The sequence below is a fragment of the Mycobacterium vicinigordonae genome, from assembly GCF_013466425.1.
In the GTDB taxonomy this organism is placed as follows: Bacteria; Actinomycetota; Actinomycetes; order Mycobacteriales; family Mycobacteriaceae; genus Mycobacterium; species Mycobacterium vicinigordonae.
Map to the genome: position 1 here is coordinate 6,209,680 of NZ_CP059165.1, position 14,417 is coordinate 6,224,096.

A 14,417-nucleotide genomic window follows, 5' to 3' on the forward strand; every position below is an offset into this window, starting at 1 on the left:
AGGGACGCCATAGTGGATCTGCCCGGGAACGACTACGACACCGACGATCTCGGCGCGCTGGACTTCTCCGGCCCCAACGCCGCCGAAGAATCGGCTCTCGACGCCCTCGGTGATTACGCGCCGCCCGTCGAGAGCCCCGAATCCGGTTACGGCGGAACGGGTCTGGACGCTCTGGCCGGTCTGACGGAGCACGAAGAGGAACCTGAGCTGGCATTGTTCACCGTGACCAACCCACAGGGTTCGGTGTCGGTGACGGCGCTCATGGACGGCCGCGTGCAGCACATCACGGTGACCGACAAAGCATCGAGCATGTCCGAGTCCGCGCTGTCCGAAGAGATCTTCGTGATCGCCGACCTAGCCCGGCAGAAGGCGCGCGCCGCCCAGCACACGTTCATGGTGGAGAACATGAGCGAGATGACCGGCGAGCGCGACGCGCAGAACACCCTGCTACACGAATTCGTCGGGATGACGCTGAATCTGCCCACCCCCGAAGAGGCGGCGGCCCGCGAGGCCGAGGTATTCGCCGCCCGCTACGACGTGGACTACACCGCCCGGTACAACGGTGATCAATGACTGATCGCCTCGCCGGTCTGTTCGACAGTGCCGTCAGCATGCTGCCGTTGTCGGAGGCACGGTCGCTGGACTTGTTCACCGAGATCACCAACTACGACGAGTCCGCGTGCGATGCCTGGGTGGGCCGCATCCGGTGCGGCGACACCGACCGGGTGACCCTGTTCCGGGCCTGGTATTCGCGCCGCAACTTCGGCCAACTTTCGGGATCCGCGCAGATCTCGATGAGCGCCGTGAACGCGCGGGTACCCATCGGGGGGCTGTACGGCGACATCACCTATCCGGTGACATCTCCGCTCGCGGTCACCATGGGGTTCGCTGCGTCCGAAGCGGCACAAGGAAACTACGCCGACGCGATAGAGGCCATCGACGCCAGCGCGGTGGCCGGCTCCGAACATCTTGTGTCCTGGCTCAAGGCGGTGATCTACGGCGCCGCTGAACGCTGGACCGATGTGATCGACGAAGTCAAGGGCGCCGGGAAGTGGCCCGACAAGTTCCTCACCGGTGCTGCCGGTGTCGCGCATGGGGTCGCCGCGGCGAACCTGGGCCTGTTTACCGAGGCCGAGCGGCGACTCACCGAGGCCAACGACTCGCCCGCCGGCGAGGCGTGCGCGCGGGCCATTGCGTGGTTTCTGGCGCTGGCACGGCGCAGCCAGGGCAACGAAGAGGCGGCGGTAGCGCTGCTGGAATGGCTGCAGACCACCCACCCGGATCCTAAAGTCGCTGCGGCCCTGAAGGATCCGGCGTACCGGTTGAAGACGACGACGGCCGAGCAGATTTCGTCACGGTCCGATCCGTGGGACCCGGGCAGCGTGGTGACCGACAACTCCGGTCGCGAGCGACTGCTGGAGCAAGCCCAGGCCGAACTGGACCGCCAGATCGGTCTGTCCCGGGTCAAGACCCAGATCGAGCGGTATCGTGCGGCAACCCTGATGGCCCGGGTGCGCGCCGCCAAGGGCATGAAGGTGGCCCAACCCAGCAAGCACATGATCTTCGCCGGCCCGCCGGGCACCGGTAAGACGACGATCGCGCGGGTGGTGGCCAACATCCTCGCGGGGCTGGGCGTCATCTCCGAACCCAAGCTCGTCGAAACGTCGCGCAAGGATTTCGTCGCGGAGTACGAGGGGCAGTCGGCCGTCAAGACCGCAAAGACCATCGACCATGCCCTGGGCGGTGTGCTGTTCATCGACGAGGCGTATGCACTGGTTCAGGAACGGGATGGTCGCACCGACCCGTTCGGCCAGGAGGCACTGGACACCCTGCTGGCGCGAATGGAGAACGACCGCGACCGTCTGGTGGTGATCATCGCCGGTTACAGCAGCGACATCGACCGTCTGCTGGAGACCAACGAAGGGTTGCGGTCGCGCTTCGCCACCCGCATCGAATTCGACACCTACAGTCCCGACGAGCTGCTCGAGATCGCCAAAGTGCTCGCTAATGCTAATGACTCGGCGTTGAGCGCTGAGGCCGCCGATGAGTTCCTGGAGGCCGCCAAGGTACTGCACGATCGAACTCTGCGCGGCCGCCCAGCACTCGACATCGCCGGAAATGGCCGCTATGCAAGGCAATTGGTAGAAGCGGCCGAGCAATGCCGGGACATGCGGCTGGCGCAGGGCCTCGATATCGAGTCCTTGGATGTGGACCGACTACAGGAGATCAACGGCGCGGACATGGCCGAGGCAATCGCCGCGGTGCATGCACACCTCAACACGAGAGAGTAAGACATGGGGCTTCGCCTGACCACCAAGGTTCAGGTCAGCGGCTGGCGCTTCCTGCTCCGCCGCGTCGAGCACGCGATCGTGCGCCGAGACACCCGCATGTTCGACGACCCGCTGCAGTTCTACAGCAGGTCGGTGTGGCTCGGCGTCGTGATCGCGGTGGTGATCCTGGTGGGTGCGGGCCTGCTGGCGTACTTCAAACCGCAGGGAAAGCTCGGCAGTACCACGCTGTTGACCGACCGGACCACCAACGAGCTGTACGTGATCGTCGCCGGGCACATGCACCCGGTCTACAACCTGACGTCGGCGCGTTTGGTGCTGGGCAACCCGGCCAACCCCGCCGCGGTGAAGTCCTCCGAACTGAACAAGCTGTCGCTGGGCCAGACGCTGGGGATTCCGGGCGCCCCCTACGCGACACCGGTGTCCGGCGGCAACAACTCGGTGTGGACGTTGTGCGACACCGTGTCCCGGGCCGACAGCGCCGCACCGGTGATCCAGACCTCGGTGATCGCGATGCCGCTGCAGATCGATTCCACCGTAGACCCGGTCGACTCGAACGAGGCGTTACTGGCGACCTACCAAGGCCAGCAGTGGATCATCACCGAAAAGGGCAGGCACTCAATCGATCTCGATGACCGCGCACTCACCTCTGCAATGGGGATTCCGATCAATGCCAAGCCCGTGCCCATCTCCGAGGGTATGTTCAACGCACTGCCCAGCCAGGGCAACTGGCAGCTGCCGCCCATCCCCGACGCAGGAGCGCCGAACACCCTTGGGCTACCCGAAGAATTGGTGATCGGTTCGGTGTTCCAGATCCACGCCGACAAGGGCCCGCAGTACTACGTGGTGTTGTCCGACGGCATCGCGATGGTGAACTCCACGACCGCAGCCGCACTGCGGGCCACCCAGTCCCACGGCCTGGTCGCTCCGCCCGCGGTGATGCCCAGCATCGTTGTCCGACTCCCCGAACGCGTCTATCCCTCACCGCTTCCAAACGAACAACTGACGATCCTGACCCGGCCCGACGAACCCACATTGTGCTGGACCTGGGAACGTGCAGCCGGCGATCAGGCACCCAAGCAGACCATCCTTTCGGGCCGTCATCTGCCGATTGCACCGTCGTTGATGAGCACCGGTATCAAGCAGATCCAGGGAACCGCGACCATCTACATCGACGGCGGCAAGTTCGTGCGACTCCAGTCGCCGGATCCGCGGTTCGGCGAATCGATGTACTACGTCGACCCCGCAGGGGTGCGCTACGGGGTGCCCAACGCCGACTCCGCCAAGGCCCTCGGGCTGAGTTCGCCGAAAACCGCGCCGTGGGAGATCATTCGGCTGCTGGTAGATGGTCCGGTGTTATCGAAGGACGCCGCGATGCTCGAGCACGAAACGCTGCCCGCCGACCCCGCACCGCGGAAAGTTCCGGCCGGTACTCCGGGAGCCCCTCAGTGAAAACGGACATGTCATGACGACTAAGAAGTTCACCCCAACCATCACCCGAGGACCCCGGCTGACGCCTGGCGAGATCAGCCTTACCCCGCCCGATGACCTCGGTATCGACATCCCGCCGTCCGGTGTGCAGAAGGCGCTGCCCTACGTGATGGGTGGCTGCATGGTCGGCATGATCGCGATCATGCTGGCCGGCGGCACCAAGCAACTGTCGCCATACATGCTGATGATGCCGCTGATGATGATCATGATGATGGTCGGCGGCATGGCCGGCGGCACCGGTGGTGGCGGCAAGAAGGTGCCGGAGATCAACGCCGACCGCAAGGAATACCTGCGCTATCTGGCCGGGTTGCGCGGGCGCGTCACCGCCTCCGCCAGCTCGCAGGTGGCGTTCTTCGCCTATCACGCGCCACATCCCGAAGATCTGCTGTCCATCGTCGGCACCCAGCGGCAGTGGTCTCGGCCGGCCAACAGTGACTTCTATGCGGCAACCCGGATCGGGGTCGGGGATCAGCCAGCGGTGGACCGTCTGTTGAAGCCGGCCGTCGGCGGCGAACTGGCGGCTTCGATGGCCGCACCGCAGCCGTACCTGGAGCCGGTCAGCCACATGTGGGTGGTGAAGTTCCTGCGCACCCACGGCCTGATTCACGACTGTCCGAAACTGTTGCAGTTGCGCACCTTTCCGACCATCGCACTCGGCGGCGAGCGGCCGGGCGCAGACCGGTTGCTGACCGCCATGATCTGTCACTTGGCCGTCTTCCATCCGCCGGACCTGCTGCAGATCCGGGTACTGACCGAAAGCCCGGACGATCCCGACTGGTCCTGGCTCAAATGGCTTCCGCACGTTCAACATCAGACCGAGACTGATGCCGCCGGGCCGCTCCGGATGATCTACACCCGCCCGGACGGCCTGGCCGATCTCGCCGCGCGAGGCCCGCACGCCCCCGACACCTTGCCGACCGGGCCGCACGTCGTGGTGGTTGATCTGACCGGCGGCAAGGCCGGATTCCCACCCGATGGGCGCGCCGGGGTCACGGTGATCACACTGGGCAATCACCGCGGCTCGGCCTACCGAATCCGAGTCGCCGAGAACGGGACCGCCGACGACAGACTGCCCGGCCAGCAGTTCCGCCTGGTGGTCTCGGCTGCTGACGGCATGTCGCCCGAGGCGGCGACCCGGCTGGCCCGGAAGCTGGCCGGCTGGTCGATCACCGGGACCATCCTGGACCGCACACAGCGGGTGCAGAAGAAGGTGGCCAGCGAGTGGCACCAGCTGGTGGGCGCCAAGAGCGTCGAGGAAGTAACGCCGGCCCGCTGGAGGATGTACACCGACACCGACCGGGACCGGCTCAAGATTCCCTTCGGTCATGAACTCAAGACCGGCAACGTGATGTACCTCGACATTAAGGAGGGTGCCGAGTTCGGCGCCGGACCGCACGGCATGCTGATCGGTACCACCGGGTCGGGTAAGTCGGAGTTCCTGCGCACCCTGATCCTGTCGTTGGTCGCGATGACCCACCCCGATCAGGTGAACCTGCTGCTCACCGACTTCAAGGGCGGGTCGACGTTCCTCGGCATGGAGAAACTTCCGCACACCGCCGCCGTCGTCACCAACATGGCCGAGGAAGCCGAGCTGGTGAGCCGCATGGGCGAGGTGCTGACCGGCGAACTCGACCGCCGGCAGAACATCCTGCGGCAGGCCGGCATTCAGGTCGGTGCGGCCGGTGCGCTCTCCGGCGTCGCCGAGTACGAGAAATACCGCGAGCGCGGCGCCGATTTAGCCCCGCTGCCAACTCTTTTCGTGGTAGTCGACGAATTCGCCGAACTGCTGCAAAGCCATCCCGATTTCATCGGGCTATTCGACAGGATCTGCCGGGTGGGCCGTTCGCTGCGGGTGCACCTGCTGCTGGCCACCCAGTCGCTGCAAACCGGCGGAGTGCGCATCGACAAGCTGGAGCCCAACCTTACCTACCGAATCGCTCTGCGCACCACTAGCTCTCACGAGTCAAAGGCAGTCATCGGGACACCGGAAGCGCAGTACATCACCAACAAAGAGAGCGGTGTCGGGTTCCTGCGGGTCGGCATGGAGGATCCAGTGAAGTTCAGCACCTTCTACATCGGCGGCCCCTACATTCCGCCGGCGGTCGTAGACACCAACGGCGACAGCGGGCGCGGCGGCCCGCAGGTTTCCAAACAGTCCGTAGCGATTCACCAATTCACCGCCGCCCAGGTGATCGAGAAAGCGTCGACATCATGACGGAGACCACGGAGACCCGGGCGTTGCGCGAAGTTGTGCTCGACCAGTTGGGCACCGGCGAATCCCGGGCGTACAAGATGTGGCTGCCACCACTGGCCGACCCGACGCCGGTGAACGAACTCATCGCGCGGGATCGGCGCCGCCCATTGCGATTTGCGCTCGGAATCATGGATGAGCCCCGGCGGCACCTGCAGGAGACCTGGGGCGTCGACGTGTCCGGTGCTGGCGGCAACATTGGTATCGGCGGTGCACCGCAGACCGGGAAGTCAACGCTGCTACAGACATTGGTGATGTCGGCCGCCGCCACCCACTCCCCCCGCAACGTGCAGTTCTACTGCATCGACCTCGGTGGTGGTGGTCTGATCTACCTGGAGAACCTGCCGCACGTCGGCGGCATCGCCAACCGTTCCGAACCCGACAAGGTCTACCGCGTGGTCGCCGAGATGCAGTCGGTGATGCGGCAACGTGAGCAGCTGTTCAAGGAACACCGGGTCGGGTCGATCGCGATGTACCGGCAGCTACGCGACGACCCGAACCAGCCCGTTGCGGCCGATCCCTACGGCGACGTGTTCCTGATCATCGACGGGTGGCCCGGTTTCGTCAGCGAGTTCTCCGAACTAGAAGCGCCGGTACAGGATCTGGCCGCACAGGGTCTGGCGTTCGGCGTGCACGTCATCATCTCCACACCGCGGTGGACGGAACTGAAGTCACGCGTGCGTGACTATCTGGGGACCAAGATCGAATTCCGGCTCGGCGACGTCAACGAAACCCAGATCGACCGGATCACCCGGGAGATCCCAGCGAACCGGCCGGGCCGCGCGGTGTCGATGGAGAAACACCACCTGATGATCGGGGTACCCAGGTTCGACGGCGTGCACGGCACCGACAACCTGGTGGAGGCGATGACCGCGGGAGTCGCCCAGATCGCGGCCCAGACCACCGAGAAGGCACCGCCCGTCCGGGTGCTGCCCGAGCGGATCCACCTCTACGAACTGGATCCCAACCCGCCCGGCCCCGACGCGGATTACCGCACCCGGTGGGAGATTCCGATCGGGTTGCGTGAGACGGACCTGACGCCGGCATACAGCCACATGCACACCAATCCGCACCTGCTGATCTTCGGGGCGGCGAAGTCGGGCAAGACCACCATCGCCCACGCGATCGCGCGTGCCATCTGCGCCCGCAACAGCCCCCAGCAGGTGCGCTTCATGCTGGCCGACTATCGCTCCGGCTTGCTCGACGCGGTGCCACAGTCACATCTGCTGCAGGCCGGTGCGATCAACCGCAACAGCTCCAGCCTGGACGAAGCGGTCCAGGCGCTGGCGGTGAACCTGAAGAAGCGGCTGCCCCCGACCGACCTGACGACGCAACAATTGCGTTCACGATCGTGGTGGAGTGGATTCGATGTGGTATTGCTCGTCGACGATTGGCACATGATCGTCGGCGCCGCCAGTGGCATGCCACCAATGGCGCCATTGGCCCCGTTGCTGCCGGCGGCCGCGGATATCGGATTGCACATCATTGTCACCTGCCAGATGAGCCAGGCCTACAAGGCGACGATGGACAAATTTGTGGGAGCCGCGTTCGGGTCGGGCGCACCGACGATGTTCCTCTCCGGTGAGAAGCAGGAGTTCCCATCTAGCGAATTCAAGGTCAAGCGTAGGCCGCCTGGCCAGGCATTTCTCGTCTCCCCTGACGGAAAGGAGGTGATCCAGGCGCCCTACATCGAGCCCCCGGACGAGCTCGGCGAATAAGTGTGCGGAGCACCCCCAGACCCCGGTTAGGATTATTTCAACACCGGCAAGCGGCTATCGCGGACTGCGAGAAATCGAGCTTCGAGCGTCACGACGACCGGATTTGTTTCGGGCGATAACGAGGACGTCTCGGCCTGGAAAAGCCATTTCCGAAAGCACAACTAAACAATTCGAATTGGCGTTGCTGTTCGCGCCGATTGCGGACAATTCGAAGGCAGAAGGGAGTGATCACCATGCTATGGCACGCAATGCCACCGGAGCTGAATACCGCTCGGCTGATGGCCGGCGCCGGTCCGGCCCCGATGCTGGCTGCCGCCACGGGATGGGAGTCGCTGTCCGCTGCCCTGGACGCTCAGGCCGTCGAACTGACCGCCCGGCTGAACTCGCTCGGCGAGGCCTGGACCGGAGGCAGCAGCGACAAGGCGATCTCTTCTGCACTTCCGATGGTGACCTGGCTGCAAACCGCCTCGACGCAAGCCAAGACTCGCGGCATGCAAGCCGCCGCGCAAGCCGCGGCCTACACGCAGGCGATGGCAACCACGCCGTCGTTACCCGAGATCGCGATGAACCACGTCACCACCGCGGTACTGACCGCCACCAACTTCCTTGGTATCAATACGATCCCGATCGCCCTGAACGAAATCGACTACTTCGTCCGCATGTGGACTCAGGCGGCCGTGGCGATGGACATCTACGAGGCCGAGACCTTGGTCAACACCATGTTCGAAAAGATCGAGCCAATGGCGGCGATCCTCGACCCCGGCATTAGTCAGAGCATGGCGTCGAGCCCGTTGATGGGGATGCCGACTCAACTGGGCGCATTGACCCCGGAAACCGTGCAGGCCACGGTCGGCCAGGTCGCCGAACTTAGCGGCCCCATGCAGCAGCTCGCCCAGCCGGCGCAGCAGATGACCTCGATGTTCGGCCAGCTGGGCAGTGGCTCGGGCGGCACCGGTACCGGACTGGGCGACGACGAAGTCCAGATGGGTCTACTGGGGGCCAGCCCGCTGTCAAACCACCCACTTGCGGGCGGCGCGGGCGCGAGTGTCGGCGCGGGATTGCTACGCGGGGAAGCACTTCCGGGCGCGGGCGGCACGCTGGCCCGCACACCGCTGATGACCGGCCTGATCGACAAGCCGGCCGGTCCAGCGGTGCTGCCGGCGGCGGCAGCAGGCGAATCCGCGACTGGCGGCACGGCCCCGGTCGGCACGGGCGCGATGGGTCAGGGTGGCGCATCCGGCGCCGGTACCAGGGCGACCATTGCCGTGCCTGCCGCAGCCACCGAGGAGCACGACGAACCAGAAGAAGACCTGTGGGATGACGATGACGACTGGTGATCCCCGGCGCCACAACACACTTCCCGGTCAACCGGGCCGGAAGACTTGCCAACCGATGGCGAGGAATGGAAAGAGAGAAAGAAGTCCAGCATGGCAGAGATGAAGACTGATGCCGCTGCCCTCGCGCAAGAGGCAGGTAACTTCGAGCGGATCTCGGGCGACCTGAAGACACAGATCGACCAGGTCGAGTCCACCGCAGCTTCGCTGCAGGGGCAGTGGCAGGGCGCTGCCGGTCAGGCCGCCCAAGCCGCCGTGGTGCGTTTCCAGGAAGCCGCCAACAAGCAAAAGGCCGAACTCGACGAGATCTCGACGAATATCCGTCAGGCCGGCGTCCAATACCAGCGTGCCGACGAGGAGCAGCAGCAAGCGCTGTCCTCGCAAATGGGCTTCTGATCAAATTCCCCAAATACCACCGAGAAACGGAGCAGCAACATGACAGAACAGCAGTGGAATTTCGCGGGCATCGAAGCCGCGGCCAGCACCATTCAGGGAAATGTGACCAGCATTCACTCCCTGCTCGACGAGGGCAAGCAATCCCTTACCAAGCTCGCCGCCGCGTGGGGCGGTAGCGGTTCGGAGGCCTACCAGGGCGTTCAGCAGAAGTGGGACGCCACCGCGCAGGACCTCAACAGCGCCCTGCAGAACCTGGCCCGGACTATCAGCGAGGCCGGCCAGGCCATGCAATCGACCGAGGGCAACGTGACGGGCATGTTCGCATAACAAAAGACCTCTGTACGCGTAGAATCTCGAAGCACGAGATCGGGCGAGTTCACCTCAGTGGGGGATCTCGCCCCTTCTCGTGCTTTATCTTTTTGGTGAATTTGTGAGAGGTTCTCATGCCGGCCGACTATGACGCGCTCTTTCGGCCCGCCAAGGTTTCCGATTCGCGGGATGACGAAGCCGAGCAAACTTTTTTCGATCCGAACGCATTGACCGGTTCCGCTCAAAGAGGAGATCGGGAATCGGCTGCCGCGCCAGCGGTCGATTGGTCTCAGGCGAACGCGCCGGCCCCGGTCGCACCCCCTGCGGCTCCGCTTGCATCGCCGTCGCCAACCACGCCACCGAGCAGGCCGCCGATGCCGATCCGCCCTCCGCCGCCCGCTGCTGCGGAGCCGCCACCCGCGCCACCGGAACCGCCGGAACTGCCACCCCCGCCGGCCGCGCTAGCCCCGCCCGCGGAGCCGCCAGCCGCACCGCCGGAGCCCGAAGCTGCATCCCCGCAACCCGTACAGGCCGGCGGGCCGGCCACTGCGGCGAAATCCCCTCTGCCGCCAATGCCCATCGGCGGACCACCGCCACCGCCGCCGCCCGCACTCCCGCCGTACGACCCCGAGCCCACACCGGTGACGCCCGCACCGGTGACGTCCGAGCCCGCGCTGCCCACGCCCCGGCCGCCGTCGCAGCCAGCGCCTGAGACAGCTGAAGCACCTCAGCCGCAACATATTTCAGCCGGCCCGCCCGCGGCACCGCCCGCCCCGCCGGCCGTGCCGGAGCCCCCCACTCCGCCCCGCGCCCGCAAACCGCCGCCCGTGGCCCGCACCGAAGTGCCACCTCCGCGCCGTGCGACCGGCGGCGGATCGCCGCCGGTGCGATGGGACCGACCGCCGCACGGCGAACCCAGCCGGCCCACACCCGAGGACACCCGCACACAACGGGTCCGCGTGGGCGGAAACCAGCAACACCCACCACCACCGGTCGAACCCGCGCCGGCCGCGACAGCACCCCCGTCGGCCGAGCCGCCGAGGCGAGCGCGCCGCGGACACCGCTATCTACCCGATCCCGAGTCCGGGGAGCTTGATCCGGAGGGTGGCCCCTACTTCCGCGTCCCAATGCCCGAAAACAAGGTCCGGCAGGCGCGCCCGGCGGAACCGCCGACCGTGCCGTTCCAGCTCAACGAACCCGCCCCAGCCCCGCGGGCGCCCGCCCCCCCGCAAGCGGGCCGGCCGACCCCGTCGCCGGCTGCTGACAAGCGACGCGCAACGGTGCCGCCGGCTCGCCCAGCGACGCCTGCACCACCACCTTCGGCACCCACCCCGACGCCACCGCGAGCCGCGGCCTCGACGCCCACGCTTGCACCCCAACCGCATATCCAGCCTCTCCAGCAGGGCACCAAGCCCGTACCCCAACGGGGCTGGCGCCGTGGCTTTTACCGGCTCACCCGGATCAACCCCGGCCTGTCGCCGGACGAGAAATACGAGTTGAGCCTGCACGCCCGGGTCCGCCGCAAACCGCGCGGCGCGTATCAGATCGGGATGCTCGGCCTCAAGGGCGGCGTCGGCAAAACAACGACCACCGTCACGTTGGGCACCGTGCTCGCGCAAGTGCGCGGCGATCGGATCCTGGGCCTGGACGCGGATCCCGGCTGCGGAAACCTCGCCGAGCGTGCAGGCCGTACGTCGCCCTCGTCTATTGCGGATCTGGTGTCCGACAAGAACGTCTCGCACTACAACGACGTACGCGCACACATCAGCGTGAACGCCGACAACCTCGAGGTCTTGCCGACCGCCGAGTACAGCACCGCTGCGCGCGGGCTCAGTGGCGAGGACGTGCGCTCTGCCTTCGACACCGTCTCGAAGTTCTACAATCTGGTGCTCGCCGATTGCGGGCCGGGCTTGTTCGACCCGGTGACACGCGGAGTACTGGAGACTGCGTCGGCGATCGTGATCGTCACCAACGTTTCGGTGGACAGTGCGCGACAGGCCGAAAGCGCGCTGGAATGGTTGCGCCACAACGGGTATCAGGACCTGCTCGAGCGCGTTGTGGTGGTCGTCAACCACGCCGCGGTCGGTGAGACCAACGTCGCGGAAAAGCAGTTGGTGCGACAGTTCCAACAGCTGGTACGGCCCGACCGGGTGGTGCTGCTGCCCTGGGACAAGCACATCGCCACCGGGACCGAAATTCAGCTCGACCAACTCGACCCCGCCTACAAACGCCGGGTACTCGAGCTGGCCGCGGCTCTGTCCGACGATTTCGAAAGGGCGGGACGTCGTTGAGCGCACCTGCTACCAGCGCCGGTTCGACCGCTGCGGGCACCACCCCCGCACGACCCGCGACCACGCGGGTGACCGTCCTGACCGGGCGACGGATGACGGACCTGGTGTTGCCCGCGGCGACACCAATGGCTACCTACATCGACGAGACGGTGGCCGTGCTGGCTGAGTTGCTGGAGGACACCCCGGCCGAGATTCTGGCCGGCTTCGACTTTTCCGCCCAGGGCGTCTGGACATTCGCCAGGCCGGGAGCGCCGCCGTTGAAACTTGACCAGTCCCTCGACGAGGCCGGAGTTGTGGACGGATCGCTGCTGACCCTGGTGTCGGCAAGCCGGACCGAACGGTACCGGCCGCTGGTCGAGGACGTCATCGACGCGATCGCGGTGCTCGACGAAACTCCGGAGTTCGACCGCCCGGCAGTCGACCGGTTCATCGGCGTGGCCGTCCCGATCCTGGCCGTGCCGATCACGCTGGCGGCGATGCGAGCGTGGTGGCTGACCGGCCGCAGTTGGTACTGGGCGCTGGCCTTGGGCCTGGTCGGAGTCGCCGTGCTGGTGGGATCGTTCGTGGCCAAGCGCTTCTACCAGAAAGCCGAGTTCGCCGAATGCCTGCTGGCCGCGTCGGTGCCGCTGATCACCGCGGCAGCGGCGATCGCCGTCCCGCTGCCACGCGGGGTGAGCTCGCTGGGCGCGCCCCAACTCGCCGCCGCAGCCACGGCGGTGCTGCTCATCACCTTGCTGACACGCGGGGGTCCGAACCGCCGCCACGAGTTGTCCTCGTTTGCGGTGATCGCCATGGTGGCGCTGATCGGCGCTGCGATCGCGTACGGATACGGCTACCAGCGCTGGGTACCGGCCGGGGCGATCGCGTTCGGCTTGTTCGTCGTGACGACCGCGGCCAAGCTGACCGTCGCCGTCGCCCGGATCGCACTGCCGCCCATTCCCGCGCCGGGCGAAACCGTGGACAACGAGGAACTGCTTGACCCTGTCGCCACCGATGAAACGGCGAACAGCGAGACCCCAACCTGGAAGGCGATCATTGCGTCGGTGCCGGCCTCGGCCGCCCGGCTGACCGAGCGCAGCGCATTGGCCAAGCAACTGTTGGTCGGATTCGTGACCGCAGGAACATTGATCCTGGCGGCCGGCGCCGTCGCGGTCGTCACGCACGGGCACTTCTTCGTCCACACCATGGTGATTGCCACTCTTCTGATGGTGCTGTGCGGGTTCCGGTCCCGCCTGTATGCCGACCGGTGGTGCGCGTGGGCTTTGCTGGCCGCGACGGTTGCGATACCGACGGGTGTGACGGTCAAGCTCAGCCTCTGGTATCCGCAGTGGGCCTGGCTGATCCTCAGCGGCTATCTGGCCCTGGTCGTGGTTTCCTTGGTGATCACCGGCGCGATGGCCCCAATACGGCGTATATCGCCCGTGGCGAAACGTATTTCGGAGCTGATCGACGGGGCGGTGGTCGCATCCGTCATCCCGCTGCTGCTGTGGGTGACCGGCGTCTACGACATGGTGCGCAATCTGCGCTTCTGAACCAGCCGGGTCAGATCGGGGCGGCGACTGTGCCTGATGCTCCACTGGCCTGGGCGCTGGTCACCGGGGCACTCACCAACGTGGTCGGACCCGCCGCGGCGCCCGCCGCCGACTGACCTTCGTCGCCCTCGTTGTCCTTCTGGTTCTCGTCGGGCTTGGTGTCGCCGGTCAACTGGGCCGAGGACCCCGCACCTTGCGACGCCTGCGACGTTGCCTGTTGCACGCTCTGACCGACCTGTTGTCCCATCGGTGCCATCTGCTGGGCCAGCGGTGCGAGCTGGATCAACTGTGGAACCGTCGCTTGCAGTTGCGGCGCCAACGCCGTGGCCTGGTCGCTGACCGCCGCGGCGACCTGCTGGCCAATCGCGGCCGCTGCCGCACTACCGCCGGATGCGCCCAGCAGTTGTTGGGCTGCGCCCACGGGCCCGCCGAGCATGGCCGCACCAAGCGTGCCCGCGTCCGGCTGACCTGCCGCGGCGGCCATGCTGCCCAGCGCCTGCCCGTCGCCGTCGAACCCGTACCGCGTCAGCGCTTGGCCCAGCGATTGGTCGGCCTTGGTATAGATATCGGCCGCGGCCGTCATGCTGCTGGCAGTCCGTCGCAAGGCTGCGGTGACGCCGGGCAGGCCGTCGGAGACCAGCGACTCGATGCCCGGCATGGTCTCGTTGATGGCTGCCGAAACAGGATCCGTTCCAGCGACCCCCATCGGCGCGGGCGGCGCTGGGAATGCGAGCTCGGCGAGTTTGCTCGCCGCAGCGGCAAGGCGGGCGGGGTCGACAGCCAGCGCCTCAGCCATCACAACATCCC

General features: G+C 66.3%; 11 protein-coding genes. 10 read left to right on the forward strand and 1 reads right to left on the reverse strand.

Annotation, left to right across the window (positions count from 1 at the left end; genetic code table 11):
- Window positions 1–12 precede the first annotated feature (12 nt).
- From H0P51_RS27960 to eccD, 10 genes are all read left to right on the forward strand, one after another.
- Complete coding sequence (locus H0P51_RS27960; RefSeq protein WP_281373839.1) at window positions 13–573, forward strand: DUF2694 domain-containing protein; 561 nt, start codon at window positions 13–15, stop codon at window positions 571–573.
- Entirely contained in the window at window positions 570–2,291 is a 1,722-nt protein-coding gene (gene eccA, locus H0P51_RS27965; RefSeq protein ID WP_180915998.1) for a type VII secretion AAA-ATPase EccA, read from the forward strand. The genes H0P51_RS27960 and eccA overlap by 4 nt, the downstream gene beginning before the upstream one ends.
- Before the next feature lie 3 nt (window positions 2,292–2,294).
- On the forward strand, window positions 2,295–3,740 hold the full coding sequence (gene eccB / locus H0P51_RS27970; protein ID WP_180915999.1) for a type VII secretion protein EccB: 1,446 nt from the start codon (window positions 2,295–2,297) through the stop codon (window positions 3,738–3,740).
- A gap of 13 nt (window positions 3,741–3,753) precedes the next feature.
- Complete coding sequence (gene eccCa, locus H0P51_RS27975) at window positions 3,754–5,994, forward strand: type VII secretion protein EccCa (protein ID WP_180916000.1); 2,241 nt, start codon at window positions 3,754–3,756, stop codon at window positions 5,992–5,994.
- A complete protein-coding gene (gene eccCb / locus H0P51_RS27980; RefSeq protein ID WP_180916001.1) occupies window positions 5,991–7,748 on the forward strand; it encodes a type VII secretion protein EccCb in 1,758 nt (585 codons plus the stop codon). Before eccCa ends, eccCb begins: the two co-directional genes overlap by 4 nt.
- 233 nt (window positions 7,749–7,981) lie before the next feature.
- Complete coding sequence (locus H0P51_RS27985) at window positions 7,982–9,085, forward strand: PPE family protein (protein ID WP_180916002.1); 1,104 nt, start codon at window positions 7,982–7,984, stop codon at window positions 9,083–9,085.
- 90 nt (window positions 9,086–9,175) lie between these two features.
- Window positions 9,176–9,478 carry a type VII secretion system ESX-1 WXG100 family target CFP-10 gene (esxB, locus tag H0P51_RS27990; protein ID WP_036362402.1) on the forward strand — a complete coding sequence of 101 codons (303 nt, stop codon included), beginning with the start codon at window positions 9,176–9,178 and terminating at the stop codon, window positions 9,476–9,478.
- Between the two features lie 39 nt (window positions 9,479–9,517).
- Window positions 9,518–9,805, forward strand: coding sequence for a type VII secretion system ESX-1 WXG100 family target ESAT-6 (gene esxA, locus H0P51_RS27995; RefSeq protein WP_180916003.1), 288 nt, complete (start codon window positions 9,518–9,520; stop codon window positions 9,803–9,805).
- Window positions 9,806–9,921: 116 nt separating this feature from the next.
- Window positions 9,922–12,078 (forward strand): MinD/ParA family ATP-binding protein, encoded by a 2,157-nt coding sequence (locus tag H0P51_RS28000; protein WP_180916004.1) that lies wholly within the window; start codon window positions 9,922–9,924, stop codon window positions 12,076–12,078.
- A complete protein-coding gene (eccD, locus tag H0P51_RS28005) occupies window positions 12,075–13,610 on the forward strand; it encodes a type VII secretion integral membrane protein EccD (protein ID WP_180916005.1) in 1,536 nt (511 codons plus the stop codon). Before H0P51_RS28000 ends, eccD begins: the two co-directional genes overlap by 4 nt.
- Window positions 13,611–13,620: 10 nt before the next feature.
- Here eccD and H0P51_RS28010 read toward each other — a convergent pair whose 3' ends face one another.
- Window positions 13,621–14,406 (reverse strand): hypothetical protein, encoded by a 786-nt coding sequence (locus H0P51_RS28010; protein ID WP_180916006.1) that lies wholly within the window; start codon window positions 14,404–14,406, stop codon window positions 13,621–13,623.
- Between the last annotated feature and the right edge of the window lie 11 nt (window positions 14,407–14,417).

Coding starts and splice junctions, on each gene's coding strand:
- eccCb (WP_180916001.1), top strand. CDS start 5,991: ATGACGGAGACCACGGAGACCCGGGCGTTGCGCGAAGTTGTGCTCGAC.
- esxB (WP_036362402.1), top strand. CDS start 9,176: ATGGCAGAGATGAAGACTGATGCCGCTGCCCTCGCGCAAGAGGCAGGT.
- H0P51_RS28000 (WP_180916004.1), top strand. CDS start 9,922: ATGCCGGCCGACTATGACGCGCTCTTTCGGCCCGCCAAGGTTTCCGAT.
- eccA (WP_180915998.1), top strand. CDS start 570: ATGACTGATCGCCTCGCCGGTCTGTTCGACAGTGCCGTCAGCATGCTG.
- eccCa (WP_180916000.1), top strand. CDS start 3,754: ATGACGACTAAGAAGTTCACCCCAACCATCACCCGAGGACCCCGGCTG.
- esxA (WP_180916003.1), top strand. CDS start 9,518: ATGACAGAACAGCAGTGGAATTTCGCGGGCATCGAAGCCGCGGCCAGC.
- eccB (WP_180915999.1), top strand. CDS start 2,295: ATGGGGCTTCGCCTGACCACCAAGGTTCAGGTCAGCGGCTGGCGCTTC.
- H0P51_RS27985 (WP_180916002.1), top strand. CDS start 7,982: ATGCTATGGCACGCAATGCCACCGGAGCTGAATACCGCTCGGCTGATG.
- H0P51_RS28010 (WP_180916006.1), bottom strand. CDS start 14,406: ATGGCTGAGGCGCTGGCTGTCGACCCCGCCCGCCTTGCCGCTGCGGCG.